The sequence below is a fragment of the Prochlorococcus sp. MIT 1011 genome (assembly GCF_047305235.1).
Lineage (GTDB): Bacteria > Cyanobacteriota > Cyanobacteriia > PCC-6307 > Cyanobiaceae > Prochlorococcus_B.
In genome coordinates, this window is record NZ_CP138983.1 from 1802806 (window position 1) to 1820363 (window position 17558).

Annotated in this window: 23 protein-coding genes and 1 pseudogene; 17 read left to right on the forward strand and 7 right to left on the reverse strand. The window is 31.7% G+C overall.

Annotated elements, in window-relative coordinates; translation table 11 throughout:
• Positions 1 to 13 precede the first annotated feature (13 nt).
• From SIB75_RS10715 to SIB75_RS10725, 3 genes are read right to left on the reverse strand one after another with little or no spacing between them, the layout of a single operon-like run.
• Positions 14 to 583 (reverse strand): hypothetical protein, encoded by a 570-nt coding sequence (locus tag SIB75_RS10715; protein ID WP_413683312.1) that lies wholly within the window; start codon positions 581 to 583, stop codon positions 14 to 16.
• 17 nt (positions 584 to 600) lie between these two features.
• A complete protein-coding gene (locus tag SIB75_RS10720) occupies positions 601 to 1128 on the reverse strand; it encodes an NAD(P)-binding protein (protein WP_413683313.1) in 528 nt (175 codons plus the stop codon).
• Positions 1128 to 1523 carry a hypothetical protein gene (locus SIB75_RS10725; protein WP_413683314.1) on the reverse strand — a complete coding sequence of 132 codons (396 nt, stop codon included), beginning with the start codon at positions 1521 to 1523 and terminating at the stop codon, positions 1128 to 1130. Before SIB75_RS10725 ends, SIB75_RS10720 begins: the two co-directional genes overlap by 1 nt.
• An 807-nt stretch (positions 1524 to 2330) precedes the next feature.
• On the opposite strand from SIB75_RS10725, the pseudogene SIB75_RS10730 reads away from it, so the two are divergent.
• Both SIB75_RS10730 and SIB75_RS10735 read left to right on the forward strand, forming a co-directional pair.
• Positions 2331 to 2435 (forward strand): annotated as a pseudogene (locus tag SIB75_RS10730) (hypothetical protein); the annotation flags it as partial.
• A 184-nt stretch (positions 2436 to 2619) separates the two neighbouring features.
• Positions 2620 to 2832 (forward strand): hypothetical protein, encoded by a 213-nt coding sequence (locus SIB75_RS10735; RefSeq protein ID WP_413683315.1) that lies wholly within the window; start codon positions 2620 to 2622, stop codon positions 2830 to 2832.
• Between the two features lie 214 nt (positions 2833 to 3046).
• Here the strand turns inward: SIB75_RS10735 and SIB75_RS10740 are convergent, their stop codons facing one another.
• Positions 3047 to 3355 carry a hypothetical protein gene (locus tag SIB75_RS10740; RefSeq protein ID WP_413683316.1) on the reverse strand — a complete coding sequence of 103 codons (309 nt, stop codon included), beginning with the start codon at positions 3353 to 3355 and terminating at the stop codon, positions 3047 to 3049.
• A 314-nt stretch (positions 3356 to 3669) separates the two neighbouring features.
• Here SIB75_RS10740 and SIB75_RS10745 point away from each other — a divergent pair, with 314 nt between their 5' ends.
• The 4 genes from SIB75_RS10745 to SIB75_RS10760 all read left to right on the forward strand — a co-directional run bounded on the left by SIB75_RS10745 (position 3670) and on the right by SIB75_RS10760 (position 6117).
• Positions 3670 to 4194, forward strand: coding sequence for a hypothetical protein (locus tag SIB75_RS10745; RefSeq protein WP_413683317.1), 525 nt, complete (start codon positions 3670 to 3672; stop codon positions 4192 to 4194).
• 786 nt (positions 4195 to 4980) lie between these two features.
• Positions 4981 to 5316 (forward strand): hypothetical protein, encoded by a 336-nt coding sequence (locus tag SIB75_RS10750; RefSeq protein WP_413683318.1) that lies wholly within the window; start codon positions 4981 to 4983, stop codon positions 5314 to 5316.
• Positions 5317 to 5578: 262 nt separating this feature from the next.
• Complete coding sequence (locus tag SIB75_RS10755; RefSeq protein WP_413683319.1) at positions 5579 to 5725, forward strand: hypothetical protein; 147 nt, start codon at positions 5579 to 5581, stop codon at positions 5723 to 5725.
• Positions 5726 to 5907: 182 nt separating this feature from the next.
• Positions 5908 to 6117, forward strand: coding sequence for a hypothetical protein (locus SIB75_RS10760; protein ID WP_413683320.1), 210 nt, complete (start codon positions 5908 to 5910; stop codon positions 6115 to 6117).
• Positions 6118 to 6137: 20 nt separating this feature from the next.
• Here SIB75_RS10760 and SIB75_RS10765 read toward each other — a convergent pair whose 3' ends face one another.
• Together SIB75_RS10765 and SIB75_RS10770 are read right to left on the reverse strand one after the other, a co-directional pair.
• On the reverse strand, positions 6138 to 6314 hold the full coding sequence (locus SIB75_RS10765; protein ID WP_413683321.1) for a hypothetical protein: 177 nt from the start codon (positions 6312 to 6314) through the stop codon (positions 6138 to 6140).
• Positions 6315 to 7069: 755 nt separating this feature from the next.
• A complete protein-coding gene (locus SIB75_RS10770) occupies positions 7070 to 8254 on the reverse strand; it encodes a hypothetical protein (protein ID WP_413683322.1) in 1185 nt (394 codons plus the stop codon).
• 509 nt (positions 8255 to 8763) lie between these two features.
• Between SIB75_RS10770 and SIB75_RS10775 the strand changes: the two genes are divergently transcribed.
• From SIB75_RS10775 to SIB75_RS10805, 7 genes are all read left to right on the forward strand, one after another.
• Positions 8764 to 8970 (forward strand): hypothetical protein, encoded by a 207-nt coding sequence (locus SIB75_RS10775; protein ID WP_413683323.1) that lies wholly within the window; start codon positions 8764 to 8766, stop codon positions 8968 to 8970.
• Between the two features lie 106 nt (positions 8971 to 9076).
• Entirely contained in the window at positions 9077 to 9409 is a 333-nt protein-coding gene (locus tag SIB75_RS10780; protein ID WP_413683324.1) for a hypothetical protein, read from the forward strand.
• A 138-nt stretch (positions 9410 to 9547) separates the two neighbouring features.
• A complete protein-coding gene (locus SIB75_RS10785) occupies positions 9548 to 10138 on the forward strand; it encodes a hypothetical protein (RefSeq protein ID WP_413683325.1) in 591 nt (196 codons plus the stop codon).
• 115 nt (positions 10139 to 10253) lie between these two features.
• The gene (locus SIB75_RS10790; protein ID WP_413683326.1) at positions 10254 to 12086 is read left to right on the forward strand and encodes a DUF4214 domain-containing protein; all 1833 of its coding nucleotides are present in this window, start codon (positions 10254 to 10256) and stop codon (positions 12084 to 12086) included.
• Between the two features lie 173 nt (positions 12087 to 12259).
• On the forward strand, positions 12260 to 12820 hold the full coding sequence (locus SIB75_RS10795) for an FAD-binding domain-containing protein (protein ID WP_413683327.1): 561 nt from the start codon (positions 12260 to 12262) through the stop codon (positions 12818 to 12820).
• 101 nt (positions 12821 to 12921) lie between these two features.
• Entirely contained in the window at positions 12922 to 13389 is a 468-nt protein-coding gene (locus SIB75_RS10800) for a thermonuclease family protein (RefSeq protein ID WP_413683328.1), read from the forward strand.
• Between the two features lie 2 nt (positions 13390 to 13391).
• Positions 13392 to 14009, forward strand: a complete 618-nt coding sequence (locus SIB75_RS10805) for a tetratricopeptide repeat protein (RefSeq protein ID WP_413683329.1) — start codon at positions 13392 to 13394, stop codon at positions 14007 to 14009.
• Positions 14010 to 14520: 511 nt separating this feature from the next.
• Here the strand turns inward: SIB75_RS10805 and SIB75_RS10810 are convergent.
• Positions 14521 to 14901, reverse strand: coding sequence for a VOC family protein (locus SIB75_RS10810; protein WP_413683330.1), 381 nt, complete (start codon positions 14899 to 14901; stop codon positions 14521 to 14523).
• 536 nt (positions 14902 to 15437) lie between these two features.
• On the opposite strand from SIB75_RS10810, the gene SIB75_RS10815 reads away from it, so the two are divergent.
• The 4 genes from SIB75_RS10815 to SIB75_RS10830 all read left to right on the forward strand — a co-directional run bounded on the left by SIB75_RS10815 (position 15438) and on the right by SIB75_RS10830 (position 17503).
• Positions 15438 to 15593: a hypothetical protein gene (locus SIB75_RS10815; protein ID WP_413683331.1), complete on the forward strand. Its 156-nt coding sequence runs from the start codon at positions 15438 to 15440 to the stop codon at positions 15591 to 15593.
• Between the two features lie 225 nt (positions 15594 to 15818).
• Positions 15819 to 16262: a cyanase gene (cynS, locus tag SIB75_RS10820; protein ID WP_413683332.1), complete on the forward strand. Its 444-nt coding sequence runs from the start codon at positions 15819 to 15821 to the stop codon at positions 16260 to 16262.
• Positions 16263 to 16614: 352 nt separating this feature from the next.
• Positions 16615 to 17175, forward strand: a complete 561-nt coding sequence (locus SIB75_RS10825) for a hypothetical protein (protein ID WP_413683333.1) — start codon at positions 16615 to 16617, stop codon at positions 17173 to 17175.
• Positions 17159 to 17503, forward strand: a complete 345-nt coding sequence (locus tag SIB75_RS10830) for a DUF4214 domain-containing protein (protein WP_413683334.1) — start codon at positions 17159 to 17161, stop codon at positions 17501 to 17503. Before SIB75_RS10825 ends, SIB75_RS10830 begins: the two co-directional genes overlap by 17 nt.
• Positions 17504 to 17558 lie beyond the last annotated feature (55 nt).

Here is a 17558-nt window from a genome sequence, read left to right on the forward strand (position 1 = left end):
GAAATTTAAAAAGTCAATCCCAATTAATCAATTTAGCCAATCTGATTGAACTATTCATCGCCGTCTCTAATCCTCCAAAACTATTTAAATCAAACCAGTCTCCGCAAAAACCAATTTTATTAATTGAAGACCACTGTAAATCTTTGGATAATAAGTTATTAAGAGATTGAGAAGCTCTCCAATCCATTTTATCTATAAGTCTTGCTTGTGCAAATAAATCTAAAAAATTTTGATAATTTACGAAAATTGTTATCAAAGATTTAACAATATTATCAGTCTCAATCTCTATTATATTACTTATATAATAACAGTGTAAAGTAATAATAATAGAACCGTCAGATTGTCTTTGAAAAATAATTCTTTCAAAATTCAAATTATCTTTTATTGATTGTGAAAAGGTTATTTGTAAATATTGCTGATTAAAGTTTTGAGCTACTGCAGAGTTGAGAACATGGAAAATATATACTTTTCGACTTAGATAATTTTGTTTACTTATTTCTCTTAATAGACGATCAACAACTTCATCTTCACCTTTGATAAAAGCATCCCTTAATGGTAAAGAGTTAATCTGCAGAATTTTCAAACATCTTGGATGTGCTATTAAAGAACTAGATAGAATAAGATATTTAGATTTAACAAAAGTTTCAGTATTAAGTTCATCTCCCAATAATTATTCTTACGTTTAAAAGATTTAGTAAGTGTTTGAAATAAAAAGCTAATTTTTTTTTGATTGATAGATTGATTAATTATTTCCTCACAAAAATTTATCATAAAAGGTAAACTCCTATAGGTTTTATAATTATTAGATGAATATTTCATCTCACCACATTCATTAATTATTAAAATATCATTTGATATGTCTACCAAGTTCTTCGAATTGATTAATGGTGAAATTAATGTTAATAAATCTTTTGATATATGTTTACTAAAACTAATAGATGGTAATCCATGATCAAATTCCAAAATTTTATTTTTCCTTGATTTTCTTGTTGTCGCTCTCCCCCCAATTCTCCTTCCATGTTCAACTAACAATATAGAAGCATCTGAAAATCTTTTATTTAATACTGATGCGAATGTACAAGCAGAAATACCTACACCTATGACTATAAAATCATAATTTTTATTCATTAATTTGGTAGATATAAATCACGATTACTTGCGATCTCGCCTTCTTCTTGAAAAAAATCTCTTAAATTATTCTCTTGATTTTTAGTCACATAACTACCACAATCATATCGAATTCTTTCTACTGTGAATTCCCAAAGATCTTCTATGAATTTTTCATCTTCAGGAAAAGCTACAAATTTTAAATAAGTATTATTTAATGCAAACTCACTTGAAGATTCTGTGGAAAATCCCTTTTCCTTTGCTTCGCAAAATTTACTAGCGAATCTCTTACCTACTGAATTTTGAGCTGCTGTTAAATCAAACTCTATAGCTTTTAAAGATGGTGCTTTCAGGAAAGAATAGAAGAATAATCCTATAATGATGATTACAAAAAATTCTTTTTTGATCAGATTCATAACAAAAATTAAAAAATACTTTTATGGAATCGGAGAATAGCTTTAAAAAATTTGATACTAAGTTAATAATAGCTATTTAGTAATAATTCAAATAATGCAATCATACAGAAAATACATAGAGATTGACTGCAAATGATTTATATAAGTTTCTCTGGGCAAATATATAAATCAAGACAGTTTAAGGGTACAAATAAAATTGATGCTTATTTTCATTAATCGAATGGAAAAGTAGTTTGGAATAATGCTAACGATATCAAAGATCACAATTATCATATTCAATTCATTGTTCTACTGTTGTTTCTCTCAGCTTTCCGGATAATGATGCGTTATTTAACCCTGAATTTTTTGCCCTCCTAGATCATTCCTATACATTATAAACAAATTTCTTTGACATATTCTCGAAAGTAGTTATTGGTAAAAAAATTTCAGAAGATAACACAGTCGCAAATATTACTTTTGTAGAGGTTCAAGAAATTTTGACAAAGGTGAGAGCAATACGACTTTTATTAATAGTCTTATTCCTCCACTGAAAGATCGGTTAAAGATGATAGATGAGATATCTTAGCTAATAATCCTTCAAATAGAGAGATTATTTTATTACGACTCTGAGGCTTACCTTGCTCTACTGGTAAAACTCGAAATATATTTAAGCTATATATAGTAACTCATTTTAACGTCTACCTAATCCTGATGGATCTGTTATTAGAGTGGTAATTTTGGTTATATTAATATGATGAGGGAGCAGTAGTCCCATCATTCTTAACTTGGGCTGAATTTAAAGAAAATTATGAAGAAAATGTCTCGGATTCAATCTATGTAAATACTCTCTATAAAAACGATCTAGGCAAAAATATGAACACCAATCGCTTGAACTTATTGATTAGGAAAACTCAATATGGAACAGAAAATTGATATAGGTTTATTTAGATTGCTCTTAATCAATTGATGACAAAGGACTTTTTTCTGAATTCACAAGTTTTGCTTCAATAATTACCACCTCCGTTCTCACTCAAAAAATTATCTAAGCTATTTAAAAATCTAGGTTTATTTCCTCAAGTTGATTATCATTTGCTTAGGTAAGCATAAACTCTAAAAAATGAATATCAATACCATCTGCCTTATTCTTATAGTAATAGCTGCTTATTTAAATTTATATTTAACATTGAATCAAAAAAAACATAAGAAAAAAACAAAACTCCCCATATCCTATAAAGAGTGGAGAGAAAAAGAAGAAGATGAAAACTTTAAATCTTGGCTTTCCAATCGAGAGAGATTAAAAGATAAAAGAAAAGAGAGTATTAATAACTGATCTTTAATTATTCTGAAAAATTCATTAAAACTCAAGCCTTTTAGTAATCACACTCAATTTTATTGTCTATCTAGCTTTGACTGAGAGTAATTAATAAATCTAATCTATCCATTACTAAATTAGAGAGAAAAAAATAACTTTAAAATTAGCATGATAAATTATACTAATTTTTAAAAATAATAAATTTTAGGACTATGAAAAGTTAATTCTTATATTAACTAGATGTACCAGTAAAACAAAATCCATTCTTAATGCAAAAATCATAAGCAAACAATTTTAATGATTCAGGCATCTCCTGCCATTGCATTTCTTCGAGCTTGTTTAATTCCTCTGAACTTAAACTTTCCTTAAGTTCATATGCCTCCATCATATTAGCCCAACTTGAAGAGAAGCTATCCAAATAAAAAGCTTTCTGATGCTGATTAAAAAAATTAATTATATCTTCATTGGTAACTACGTCTCTGGATAGTTTCTTATAGTGTTCAAATTCTGATGACCAATCTGGAGTTGAGTTTTCAGACATAAGTAACTCTATTTAATACAACATTATAATTTACAGAATGCCTAATAATTAATAGAATGACCAAATGAACATAATGATTTGATTGAAAAATAGTCAATTACTCATTTTATGCTCCAATTAATATTCTAGCAAAATAACCAAAAAAAGACTTTGCTCTTACCTCTGCAATGAACTTTAACAAGAATCAATTGCTAATAACTACTCTTATTATTATTGAAATAACTTTAAGGAATAAGATTAGCTATTATTAGCTTTATTGAACAAATTGATTTCTATTACAATATAAAAAACTAGTTCTTGCTAAGCATATGAAAATGAAAAGTTTAGAGGGTTGTCGATTAACAATTGGTTCATATCCACCATTTACTTACAATGCTTATGGGGGAGGAGGCAAGGCAACAGTAATTCCAAGCCAAAAAAATAATCTCCTACACGTAAGTTTTTCATCTGAAACATTTTCAATACCTCCTCTTAATTCAAGAACAACAAAGTTTTTATCTCTTCCATTTCCACCAGGTTTAAAGATCGAAATGTCTATGGATAAGTTGGAAGGAACTATTGATAAGAAATCTGGAGAAGTATTATTGAAATTTGAATCTAAATTTATTTTTAGCATTGGAGCTAAACTTAAATTTCCCGCGTTAATAGTTAACAGCTTGCTCAAAACAGGAAAGGTAAAAAGTAAATTACATCAAGAAGAGGGTCAAGTTCTTCAGGAAAACGGCAAAATAAAGCTAGTAGGAATTTCCACAATCCCTATAACTGGTAATAAAATCTTAGATACCTTTCTTGGTCTTCCTAATGAAGCACTAGCAGAACTACAATGTGAAATCAAATAATCAAATCAGCAAGCCAAACTTCTAAAAAGAAATTAAAGCTTAAATACATATACATTTACTGAAAAGGATACTTACAAGTTTTATAGTGAGTTTCTAACTCTTGATATATAGCTATCATCTTAAAAGTATAATTTTTCCTATTATTTTTTAGGGAAGAATTGCAAAAAGATATAGCTCTCTTTGGTATTATTATGTTTTTCATAGATAAATGAGATTAATTAATCATTGATTAATATTAGTGTTTAGTTGTTTTATTTCAGTTATTTCTCGATGAAACTTTGATGTTAACTTTTGATGAATTAATCCAAATTTATTTGTAACTTAATTATATTGTAATTCGATTTTATTAGTCTTATCCTTTAGATAAGTAGCAACCAGGATTTACAAAATCTCCTAATAACGCTTTTACCATATATGTGGATACAAAACCAGAGGGCAATGAGTTATCAAAACTACTAAAAGCCTTTTCATCTAAAAATTCATAGCAAACAATTGCGCGAATGAAGCATATAGAAAACCAACAAAATACTAAATTCTATGGGCGATTCACTCATAAACATTTACAAACTTGATTGAATTTGTTAAAAATTATCTAGTTAAAATAGAATCTCTGTGTCATTATCCAACGTTGCATCTCAGATATCACGATGGTTCAAAAAATTTAGGCTATCTAAATCGCATATTAAAAAATCTATCAAATAAAGCTCATTTGTAGAATATATATTTGCAAATTATAAAACTAATTACTACATCCATTAAGCCAATACACCTACCACTCAATAACGAATGACTCCTGAGCTACCAATCATTCCTTCTTCAAAGGAAAAAAATAAAATGCTATTAGATACTAAAATTCCTAAATGGACTCTTTTTTCTCTTTGTTTTATAACTACTCTAGTAGTCGTTAGTCTTATTAAAGCGTATCTTCCATTACTTGTATCTGCACTTGCAATGCTTTTTGTTTGGAGTCAAATAACAAAACCAGTCGCAGAGATAGAAACTAAAGCTACTAATGATGACAGTAACCAGCTAAATCTATTCCATAGGCAATACAAAATTGGCAGGAAGTATTCTAAGGTCAAGAAAGTATTACATGAAGAAGAAGATCCAAAAGTTGCATAATATAGATTAGTTTAAAAAAAATAGTTGAAAATAATCTATTTTAGCAAAATGAAAAAATTAAAAATGCATGAATCATGAATCATCTATGACGTGCATGATTGATAAGAGTGGTTTTTGATTATTTCATAATGGGAATTGACAAACTATATAGAAATGTGAAAATCAATTCATCCAACCATATGTGTGAGAGATTCCATGGTTACTCTTTGCTGTTTGCTCTGCCTGCAAATCATCATCATCACCGCTACAAGTATTTAACTAAATGACAAATCTTGAAAAAGCACGTCTTGAACTAACTGAATCACAACTACTTAGCATTAAAGATAAAATTAAAACTTGGAGTACAAAGGAACAAGTAATAGACATAATGAGATATCGATATGGTCGACTGGAAAATGAAGCTGCATAAAAACTCAATAATCAACTCAGTTTGAGTATCCTATGGGGGACAATAAGGAGTAAATTGCTGCCTAATTAGATAATTAAATTTCTTAAACCAAAATAGCTTATAAGGAAAGCAGCAAATTAGCATTATCGGACTTGCGATCATTGACTACTTAAGTAAAGCTTAATTTATCATTATCAATACAAATGACTGTTGAGTTCTACATCTTAATTATTCCATTCTGTGTTATTCCAGTATTTCTAGTCTCGCTAGATTACTTAAATAGAAATAGTGAACTCAAGCGAAGAAATTATAATGTAATTGACTTTGATAAATTCGTAAAGCGTAAAGAAGAAGGAGATGCTGTAGATCATGATATTGCTGAACTATTAGATATTGATAAGATTGCGGCATGATTTCTCCTGCTAATTGTCGATTATTTTTTGATACTCACTACTTTCAAGACATCCTCAATCCTTACGCCCTCATGCAACCACTCTCTAAACTCTTCACTAATAGCTAATTGATCGAATTCATCAAGTCTTTCAGCGCGGGTCATTAAACCGGTCATAGAGTCAGCTATTAATTCTTCAATATCTTGGAGATTACTCAATTGTATTCTCTGAATTATTTAAATAGTTTAACCTATATTTTGAAAATCAATGAATACACAAGTTGAGATGCAAACCTTCATAAGTCTTTAATCTGACAATTTACTCTTCTCTCATCCAGTTTCTTTAGGATTCTTGATCCTTTAGCCACTGATTAATCATTAGGAACTTTAATAGTTTGCATTGAAACCAACAGGGGAAACGATATACAAGAAAGAACAGGCATCAATGATGCAATAGATACTCTCTTAAATATTAAATATGTTCGATTAGCAAATAAAACTATATAAGAATCAAAAGTAGGCGTTGAGAAGTCCTTTACAGAAAATATTAGAAATTATAAATCTCATAATAAAGATAATAGCAACTATAAATCAAAAGCTCTAAGGAAATAACAGATGACCTCACAGAAATATCCAAGCTCGCCTTTAATCATTCAATTAAAGATGTAGATACTAACACCTATAGCAAAGGAGTCTTTAATAAGGTCACCAGGAGAAGAATGCTACGTGTGAGATATGAAGTCTATATAATGCTACTTTCAGGAGACCCCCTTATCTGAAAAGTAGATAGCAACGACTTTAGTAAGAGACTATGCTTCGAATCAGATCGAAACTATTAGAGACTTTTGACCCCTAAATTATAAAAAGATAAAATATACGACTGGATAGATAAACGGTTAAGATATAATTTTACTTTTGATATAATATAATCACCTAAGCAAAATATTTTCTTGATTTAAGTTTATTTCATTAAGTTAAAAGTGAAAAACTAATCGGGAATCAATTGTTGCACGACAGTTTTCTGGGTCTCCATTTTTGCAATTGATTATACCTTGATTAGATCCTTGAAAATCTCTTAGCATAAACGTTGCAGTAAGAGGCAAGTTTAAAGGTCGTAAGCTAATTCCCACTCCTGCATATTGTCCTGCATACTCGGTAAAAATAGAGAATTTTTTATTTAAAGCTATTCCAAAAGAGAATATTGGCTCATACTTACCTAAGTTTATCCAATTTGTTTCAATTTCCTTCGCTGATTTATATCTTCCATTACCGAATCCTGCGTTAAGGTTCATTAATGAATGGGAATTACTATTAAAATATTTTCCTAAATCCCATGCTTTAGAATATAAAAATAAATAGGATCTACCTAGATCTGCCTGTATAGTTTCTTCTAGCTTGGGGTGCTTATTGTTCGGCCCACCTTTCCCGTAAGGGTTGTATAGATTATTTCCAATTATCGAAAATCCCTGTGAAGAATTCAAATTTGTTTTTAGTTGGAATCCAATAGCTTGACCAGCATCTCGCCAAGTCCCATCTGCGCGATTTCCTAGAAAACTTTCCTGCTGAGAGTAGTTAAGGCCTAATGAGAAATATTTCGTGTTGACTGGTGTGGCTTCAAAAAAGAATTGACTATCCGCACAATCTGTCCAAAATTCGTCCCAGGTACAATCGTCTTTATGGGTTCTATTGGTTGGATTTCCTAGTAACTGGCCAGTTAATGTATAAGTGAATCTTTTTGAATGTTTAAAGGATGAAGGTATCCAAAAACTCATTTCCGGATATAAATTTCCTTTATATATTAAATTACGTGATACAGATCTAAATTTATTTCCTAAAGTAAGATCTTCAGAATTTCTACTGCGCTCTAATAGCTTATTACTATCTTTATTAGGATTATAGTCTTCTCTTATAAAGTCATTTTTAATTTCAATCTTATCCCATATTATTTTTTGTTGATATTTTTCTTCATTTATTTCTAATTTTTCCCATTTGGGTAAATTTGTTGTATTTAAATTTTCTATAAATTTGATATTCAGATTATTTTCTTCCCATTCTTCTGAATTTAAGTCTTTTAGTGGTAAAAATTGAATTAATATAAATATAATAAATTTAGTATTTAAAGTTGAATTAAATATTGTTTTCAAGTACGACCGATGCATTTTAATCAACCTTAGTATGTATAATGTAAAAGATGTTTTTGTTTTTTCAAGGAGCTAGTGCTACTTTTATAATAAATTAAAATATAATATTAAATTAATTTGATTGGTTCTTTTACATAAATAATTAGTTACTAACCCACAACCTTATCTTGACTTGGAATCAGTACTTTTTGATATATGAGATATTAAAAATTGAATAATATAATTAATTTAAAAAAATATTAGTTACTGGAAAGGATTTAATTAAGCAATTTAATTTTCACCCGATTTCTTCATTTTCATTGATCATCGAAACACCGCTTATCATGAGATATAGGTGAAGTCAAAATTCTCTTGACTACATCGACTCAGTTGGTTCATAAATAGACTCCATGAGACATGGCAAACCAATATACATCCTAAATCTCGCAGGCGTTAGCCCTAACATAAAGAGATGATAAGTTTTCTAGATCTAAACTTGTAATCAAATATCTCATTCGTTTTATTGGCATAGAATAAAACATTAGTTAATGGATTCTGCTAATCAAATCCAATCCCTCGTTGACGAAGTAGAAAAGAACCCAAAATACAAAATTAGTGAGAAAGAGGCTAAGGGTTTCTTATCAGAAATGAAGCGACTAACAAAAGAAGACAAAACAAATATGCCTCCATTAGTTGTGATAATAATGGCTTATATCAACATGCTTTTTCCAGAACTAGATGAGGTATCTATATGAGCGCTTCACTCTCATCAATTACTGATTCTTCTATCCATCTCCCTGACTACGTTTAGAGCGATCCCACCCGTATAAGGGAGGAGATAAAAATTGAAGATGCAAACTTATGCCAGTCTTGATAATTGGGTGGAGTATTTATGACAAACTCCCAGAAGAAGAACAAAAAGAGTTTGCATTAGTAGAGCGATATAGAACTGATTATTTTTATGAGTGCTATGAGTATGAAAATGCGAAGGGGAACAAGAATTATGAATGGAGTGATAGATGCTTTAAGAATCAAGAGGAATTATTGGAGTTCTTCGGTTATGAAATGATCGAAGAACTAAATGCAGATGCCGTGTATGCAAGAAGAGTCGAAACATTTACTGATGAAGATAAAAAGGAGTTGATGAAATTCTGTGATGCTAGTAATCAAATAAAAGTAATGGGCACAAACTAATCACACTCTTTCATAAAAAATCACGCTTTCAAATTGTGTATATCCAGTATTAATACGCGTTGAAATTAAATACATAAGTAAAGAAGTCTAGCCATATTTTTTAAAGGTAGTTTTAATATATAGAGTTATAGGTATTAAATGTCCCTAGGAATCACGGAGCTTGAGTTGACCGATGCTAGTAAAATTTCAATTCCTACAGATGCAATATTGATACTTTTTCTATTAATTGTCTTTGCATTAATAGGTTATTACTTTCATAACATCCTCGACAATCAAACAAATCAATTTATTGAAAAAGTAGACGATAGTTTACATCTTGAATTAGTCAAAGAAAAGCTAGAAGATCAATTAACTCTTGAGTCAGCAACAGTGAATAACGAAAAATCAGAAAAGCCAAATATTAAAAAACTAAATTTCATACCACCTTCGAAATTGTGGGGGATTGGTAGTTTGGCTGTTGTAGCCATAGGAGGATCAAGTCTTTTAAGGATACAATCCATCCAAAATTCATATAAAGGATTGAATACTAGTCAGGTCAATATCAAGACAGAGAATCAATCGACAAAATCTTTATTATCAATGGCTCAAAAAAAATCATCAAATCAATCTCAAACTAAAATAAAAAAAATCAATTATGTTGATCCCTTATTATCAACTAACAATAGTTCCAAAAATAATAATTTTATACAGGTTCAGCAAAGACGAACAGAAGATTTTTTCTCTTTCTAAATTGTATAAGCACAGATAAGAGATGTCCGAGTTTTTAATATGGGTTTATCAATCCATCAAAACTCTAATGATAGGATATATATTAATATTAATATAGACGTAATAACATCAATTTGTGCCAGTTAACACCTCTGATTTAATAGGTACTTTTACCGAACATATCAAAATTGATTTTGCTGGAAAAGAAACTATTTATTACTACATAGATAATTCTTATGGGAATATATATAGTGATGCTTTTTATTATGGTTATGAGTACTCTTATCCTCATCCGTCAGGTACCGAAAAATTTATAGAAAATGTTTTTGAGAGTATTGATGGATATATTACACTTGATTTCCAACGTACATATTCCAAAGCTCAAGGAAATATTGATATTTATTATCTTGGAACTTTCTATGAAGGGGCAGCGGGACTAGCCTATTCAGCAACTCCATATGACTCAAATGTAGAGATATTCTGGGAGCAGCAACGGAAGCATTCTTATATCAATGGAAATTATGGATCATTAAAAGACAGAGACGCTTATACACTAATTCATGAAATAGGACACGCATTGGGGCTTGAGCACCCCAATAATGATCCATATGGAAGTTGGCATAACTCCAATGATACTGTTATGTCTTACAATTTTATATACAATGAAAATCTTTTTTATACTCAAGCGCCATCATGGCGGCCTGCAGATATAGCCGCACTGCAAAATATATGGGGTATTGAAGACACTGTAGCCCCTTTGATTACAGGTCCTTCAGGCGGGCCTGGTGCCTCTAGTAGTAGTAAAACAATCAAGGAAAATACTAAGTCTGTTTACACTTTTAGTGCTAATGAAACAGTTACTTGGTCATTAGATGGAGGACTTGACCCAAGCTTTTTTTCTATTAACTCTTCAACTGGGTTTTTAACATTTAAAAATGCTCCTGATTTTGAAAATAATCTTGATAGCAACGCTAACGGTGTTTATTCCATAAATATTAGAGCAACTGATACCGCAGGAAATTCGTCTTCCCAATTTGTCATGGTATCAATAGAAAACGTTATTGAAGATGTGAAAAATTCTGCACCTAAAAACTTATATCTAGAGACAAATAATTATTCTTACTGGGATACTACAAATACTCACATAAGAATCCAAGAAGGACTAAGAGGAAAAACAATAATAGGTTTATTATCAACTGATGATGATGATAAAAATGATACTCATACCTTTCATTTTATCAAGGATAATAATCAATATCCAGATGCCAATTATTTTATGATAGAAGGAAATAAATTAAAAATAAATTCTTCACCTGATTATGAAATAAAAAATTCATATTCATTGCTAGTATATGCAAAAGATAGTGCTGGCAATAAAACAGATTCAGATTTTTTATTTAACATAGAAGTAGATAATTTAATCGAAAAAACATATAATAAAAAATTCAATTCTTATAAATTCTATAAACAGGTAAATAGTCAATACCAAATAAAAGATGACTCAATCAGCGATACAATCACTGGTCAAACAGTATTAAACTTTCAGGATCAAGCTATCAATGTAGATCAAGATATTATTGGAACATTTGACCAAGTCACAGGACTCAATACAGACTCAGGTGAAATGTTTCGTCTCTATAATGCTGCCTTTGCAAGATTCCCTGATGCGGATGGACTGAAGTATTGGATTGATGAGTTTAGTTCAGGACGAAATACGAGAAGGGTTGTTGCCCAATCATTTCTTGGTTCAGCAGAGTTCGCGGAACGTTACGGGACAGATGTCACTAATGAGAAATACGTCGAAACCCTGTATACAAATGTCTTGGGAAGAAACTCAGATACAGAAGGATATAACTACTGGGTTGGAAATCTCAATAGCGGACTTGAAACTAGATATGAGTTGCTTTTAGGATTTGCAGAAGCAGTTGAGAATAAAACTCTCTTCACTGAAATGACAGGTTTTGGGTAACCACCTAAATATTCACCACAAATTTCTTCACTCTCATTACTCATAGAACCACCACTCATTTACCCCCATACGCCGCTTGAATTTAACTATGCTTAAAAAGATCAAATCTATCACTTTGATTTTTAAAAGCATGGAGTCAAGGTCTAACTGGAATACCTGTTATAGATGCATGCATGAGATCCCTAAATAGTCATGGGTGGATTAATTTCCGAATGAAAGCAATGCTCATGTCATTTGCTAGCTACCAACTATGGCTTCCATGGCAAGAGAGTAGCTTATGCCTAGCACGCAAATTTATTGACTACGAGCCAGGAATTCACTGGACACAATGCCAAATGCAATCTGGTACGACAGCTATTAATACGATTAGAATTTATAACCCAACTAAACAAGGATATGATCATGAGCCGGAGGGAATATTTATTCGAACTTGGGTAAAAGAATTACAATACCTTCCACGCAAATTCATCCATGAACCATGGAAAATTGATCTATTTCGTCAAAATGATTCATCATTCGTTCTTGGAAAAAATTATCCATTACATATTGTAGATCCAATTATTAGTACAAAGACAGTACGAGCAAAGCTAAAAGAGATAAGAAATAAACTAGGCTTCTTTGACATCGCTAATAATATCCTTGAGAAACATGGCTCAAGAAAAAGGAGAAAGTCAAAGTTGAAAAAGAAGCAAAACAATCCCGATGTACACAATCAATTAACCCTCAAGCTTTAAAATTACAGAGTTGATGAGTTCACGGAGATTCTTGGTAAAGATAGAAACGATCAAACCAGCAGAAGAAAGTCCCAGATGGATTGGATCAAATTAGTTTCACAATGCCAAAGAACAAGCTGAACTCCGAACAACGATTTATTAGGAATCTCCTTATTGGATTTTTCTCAGCATTGTTTATTGTCTTGGTACTAGCGATGACTGCGCTGTTCCAGACACTGACTACTTATCCAAGTGCTTCTAATCTGCCAACAGTAACCATACAAAAGTGCTACGACGGAGATACTTGTACAACCACAGAAGGAGAAAAGATCAGACTTGCTTGTATTGATACTCCTGAAATGAGAGGCAAGAAAGCTGATCTAATTCCTGCAAAAGCAGCAAGAGACTATCTCAATGATTTAGTTGCTGGATCAGCAATAAGCATTCGCCGTATCACTGAAGATCGATATGGAAGAACAGTCGCTGAATTATCCAAAGGTCCTATGAATATTCAAGAACACCTAGTTGAAAAAGGCTTTGCGAGTATCTATGAAAGGTATTCAAGTCAATGTGAGTGGAGCATGAATTAATTATGAAACTCCGCAATACTGCTATAGCTTTAGGAATTGGTGCCGCAACTGCTACTGGTTTATCGCTGCTGCAAGTTAAGAAGGATCTTGTTGTTGGATCGACTGCTGTAGTTGTCGGTACAGGATTAATGATTTCTTTAAAAGACAAGAATGATATAAATCTAAAAGCAAGAAACTATGAATATTTTTTTAATAGAGCACAAGATAAATTTGAACTTGCAGATTATGAAGAGGCAATACTCGAATACAACAAAGCATTGGAACTTTCACCTAAAGAGATTTGTCTTGTCTACTCAATGCGTGGAAATGCAAAACGTAATTTAGGTGATTTTGATGGCGCAATCTCTGATCAAAATAAGGCATTAGATTTTGATCCTTTATATGCCGATGGATATTTCAATAGAGGTATTGCCAAGTTTAAAAAGGGAGATTTTGATGGTGCCATTCAAGACTATTCACAAGTTCTAAAAATTAACCCAGAAGATTCAGATGCATTTTTTAATCGTGCCAGTGTAAAAAAAGAAATTGGAGATATAGAAGGTGCTTGCAAAGACTGGAGAAAAGCAGATGATCTTGGGGATGACGATGCTAAAAAATTCTTAAGGGAGCATTACGAGTGAATCTCTTCCTTGCTGTCTTTATTCCAATACAGATACGAGCATGAAATATATCCAAGAGCATTAATGTCTGAAAGGTGATTACGTATAGAGCTAGGACTAGCTTCCCCCCCATGGGGTCCCATAAGGTCGAAAGTTAGGCTTAAATATGTCGTTTAGTATGATTACCAATCTTTTTTAATCTCTATAACTTACTGCTATTACAAGCTTTTTAGTCTAAGTTGTGTAATCGGCATTGATTCACAACATCCACTTTTGTGATTCACTACATCCTTGAAATCATTGGTGTCAATGTCTTTAGACTTTAGAGCAATAGTCACAAAATAATCACACTCTCTCTAAAAATAATCACACTTTACTTTTGAGATGTAGCACAACTTATATCTACGGTCATGCCGCTTCCTTCATGACCGACTCCTTAAAAGTAATAAATTAATCTCAACTTCCTTTGTGCATAGAAGGCTATTTACCTATGAAGAATGAAGAATTAATCACTTCATCCCTATTAGTCAAATTACTTTCTATTCAGCAACTCAATCAGACCAATTGGCGTAAAAATAAATGATACTAATCGCCCATCAAAAAGCACCGCAGGAGTAGGTTTGACAATCAGCAATCCTCCAGCTTTTTGAAACTCATTGATCTTGTCATTTATATCTTCAACTTCGTAACAATAATGATAAAGGCTAATACCTTTTTTTAAAATAGATTCGACTGCCGGTCCAGATACAAGCTCTATTGATAAGCCCTCAACTATTTGAATCATAAGAAGGTTAGCCTTTAAGTTTGGATCCCAGACAGGACCTATCTCACTAATTGCTGTGTGTGTAGAAAGAACAAACTCTTTTGACTTTTTAATATTTTTAGTTGCTATTCCTAAATGATGTAATTTCATTTTGATTGAAAACAGAAATTCGGTGATTAGTCTAAGCCTTGATTTTTGATTATGAATCTTTTTTCAAATATAATCATACCAATAATGTAATACAAGCATGCCCTTTAGGCTAGTGATAGCAATACTTTTGAATCATCATAGTTTTCAGGTAGTATAGTCGGAATTGATACGTACATAAGGATCAAAACCCAGTGATAGCAGTTGATTATAAGGATTAAGTTAGTGGTATTTTAGTGGTATATTTGCAGTTGTTCACCCGAAAACCCAGTTGTCAAAGAATTACCGGTATTTTAGTGGTATATAACTAACTCATGTAGATAATATAAAAAATAAAATTTTACTTATTTTCATTTACTTTAAATAAATTTCGGTATAAAAGGGTAGATATCAATTTTATATAGATAATTTTCACCAATATATTAAAGAAATGAAAATGGTGATTAACTATTAAAAGTACTTATATTGTAGCGACTATCACTTGTCATGATATTCAAGAAAATTCATTATTAATATTATTAATTATTAGGCTTAAACAAATGTCTGATTCCTCTAGTGAAATGACTCCGCAGGAAAAAATTATTCAAGATAGAGTTAATCAATCTAGAAGTTTCCTCAGATTAAATGGTTTCAATCAATCATTAGGAGACCTTTGGAAAGAGATAAAGGAGGATTCAAAATATGATTTATTATAAAAATTTTTAGAAGTCTTCTAAGATTTAAAATTTTAGCAATAAAAATAAATGAACTCGATCGCACAAAAACACAATTTTTATTGTTAATTTGCATACATTATTAATCATGCAATTTTGTAACTATTCTAACTGAAACAATCAAGATTTAATCGTATTAGTTAATTAGCTATCTCATGAATATCTCTCATTAGATATGCCTCTCTTTACGTTGTTAAATTTGTTTCTATGTCATTTCCTGAATCAACTCAATTATTATTAAAAGCAAAAAAAGAAAAAGGATTAACCTTTGCAGATATTGGAATTCTATTAGGACTAGATGAAGTCTGGGTTGCTAGTCTTTTTTATGGACAATCAACTGCCAGTGATGAAGAGGCTGATAAATTATTAACTACTTTAGGACTTGGTACGGAACTTAAAGAGATATTGACAACTCCACCAGTAAAAGGATCACTAGATCCAGTAATTCCCACCGATCCATTGATATATCGTTTTTATGAAATCATGCAAGTTTATGGCATGCCAATGAAAGACGTGATTCAAGAAAAGTTTGGTGATGGGATCATGAGTGCAATAGATTTTACAATCAATGTAGATAAAGTCGAAGATCCGAAAGGTGACAGAGTGAAGGTTTCAATGTGTGGGAAGTTTTTACCCTACAAGAAATGGTAAAGATTAATTCTTTTCTTTATGTTCAAGTGGTATAAAAGTGGTATATTTGAAAAAGCAACCCCTCAAATCCGTTCCAGTGGAATAGATCTCAGGCTAAGTGGTATAGTCGGCATTGATGTTGATATAGAGAAAAAATCAAGTCATAGCAATGGATCTCGGGAGGCAAATTACCGGTATATTGGTGGTATATCGTCATTTCAGTCGGTGAGGATCCAGTCATAGAGGAACCACCGGTATAAAAGCGGTATATGACAACTTAATTTAGATAATAATTAAGAGCAATCATTTTCTACAAAAAAATATCAATCAAGAGACAAACTATGTAAACAGGCATAATAGAAAGACGATCAAATTGCCAGAAAAAGAATTGGCGACCTTTGACGAGTTCTATATATCACTGGATCCCGATTCGGATATTAGAGGAAAGCAGTTTGAAAAATTCGTTAAATGGTTCCTAAAGACTGATCCTGTCTGGAAATCTCAAGTTAAAGAAATCTGGTTATGGGACGAGCATCCAAACAGACCTGAGTGGGGACCTGATTGTGGAATCGATCTGGTCTTCAACGATCAGGAAGGAAAATGTTGGGCAGTACAAGCGAAGTGCTTCTCTCCAGAGAGGAGCATCAAGAAAGAAGATATGGATAGTTTCATTGCTGAATCATCAGACTCAAGATTCCAAGGTCGACTACTCATTGCCAGTACAGATCGTATTGGGACTAATACTGATCGAGTTCTGAAAAGACATGAAGTAGTTAGGTTCTTACTAGAAGATTTTCGAACTTCTCAAATCATTTTTCCTGAGTCTCCAAAAGACTTGTCCAGCGGAAGAAGAAAAGATCTCAGGACACCTCGTCCTCATCAAGAAGAAGCAATTTCTGCAGTTGTGGGATGCAAAAATGTTCCGTCTCTATAACGCTGCATTCAAACGACTTCCTGACGCTGATGGTTTGAAGTATTGGATTGGGAAATATAGTTCTGGGGAAAATGATGAACGAGCAGTAGCATCTTCATTCTTAGTTTCTGCAGAGTTCAAGCAACGTTATGGAGAAAATGTCTCTGACACTATTTATCTCAACAATCTCTATCAAAATGTTCTGGGAAGATTACCTGATACAAGTGGGCTGAACTATTGGTTAGGTCAACTCAATAGTGGCGATGAAACACGGTATGAAGTTCTCTTAGGTTTTTCTGAATCAGATGAGAATAAAACTCTCTTTACTGAAATGACTGGTTTTGGTTAATCACTTAAATATCCACCACAAATTTCTTCACTCTCATTATTCATACAACCACCAC

Coding starts and splice junctions, on each gene's coding strand:
- SIB75_RS10800 (WP_413683328.1), top strand. CDS start 12,922: ATGCCAAAGAACAAGCTGAACTCCGAACAACGATTTATTAGGAATCTC.
- SIB75_RS10780 (WP_413683324.1), top strand. CDS start 9,077: ATGCCAGTCTTGATAATTGGGTGGAGTATTTATGACAAACTCCCAGAA.
- SIB75_RS10830 (WP_413683334.1), top strand. CDS start 17,159: ATGTTCCGTCTCTATAACGCTGCATTCAAACGACTTCCTGACGCTGAT.
- SIB75_RS10795 (WP_413683327.1), top strand. CDS start 12,260: ATGAGATCCCTAAATAGTCATGGGTGGATTAATTTCCGAATGAAAGCA.
- SIB75_RS10745 (WP_413683317.1), top strand. CDS start 3,670: ATGAAAAGTTTAGAGGGTTGTCGATTAACAATTGGTTCATATCCACCA.
- SIB75_RS10725 (WP_413683314.1), bottom strand. CDS start 1,523: ATGAATCTGATCAAAAAAGAATTTTTTGTAATCATCATTATAGGATTA.
- SIB75_RS10760 (WP_413683320.1), top strand. CDS start 5,908: ATGACTGTTGAGTTCTACATCTTAATTATTCCATTCTGTGTTATTCCA.
- cynS (WP_413683332.1), top strand. CDS start 15,819: ATGTCATTTCCTGAATCAACTCAATTATTATTAAAAGCAAAAAAAGAA.
- SIB75_RS10770 (WP_413683322.1), bottom strand. CDS start 8,254: ATGCATCGGTCGTACTTGAAAACAATATTTAATTCAACTTTAAATACT.
- SIB75_RS10810 (WP_413683330.1), bottom strand. CDS start 14,901: ATGAAATTACATCATTTAGGAATAGCAACTAAAAATATTAAAAAGTCA.
- SIB75_RS10775 (WP_413683323.1), top strand. CDS start 8,764: ATGGATTCTGCTAATCAAATCCAATCCCTCGTTGACGAAGTAGAAAAG.
- SIB75_RS10720 (WP_413683313.1), bottom strand. CDS start 1,128: ATGAATAAAAATTATGATTTTATAGTCATAGGTGTAGGTATTTCTGCT.
- SIB75_RS10740 (WP_413683316.1), bottom strand. CDS start 3,355: ATGTCTGAAAACTCAACTCCAGATTGGTCATCAGAATTTGAACACTAT.
- SIB75_RS10805 (WP_413683329.1), top strand. CDS start 13,392: ATGAAACTCCGCAATACTGCTATAGCTTTAGGAATTGGTGCCGCAACT.
- SIB75_RS10785 (WP_413683325.1), top strand. CDS start 9,548: ATGTCCCTAGGAATCACGGAGCTTGAGTTGACCGATGCTAGTAAAATT.
- SIB75_RS10750 (WP_413683318.1), top strand. CDS start 4,981: ATGACTCCTGAGCTACCAATCATTCCTTCTTCAAAGGAAAAAAATAAA.
- SIB75_RS10755 (WP_413683319.1), top strand. CDS start 5,579: ATGACAAATCTTGAAAAAGCACGTCTTGAACTAACTGAATCACAACTA.
- SIB75_RS10735 (WP_413683315.1), top strand. CDS start 2,620: ATGAATATCAATACCATCTGCCTTATTCTTATAGTAATAGCTGCTTAT.
- SIB75_RS10815 (WP_413683331.1), top strand. CDS start 15,438: ATGTCTGATTCCTCTAGTGAAATGACTCCGCAGGAAAAAATTATTCAA.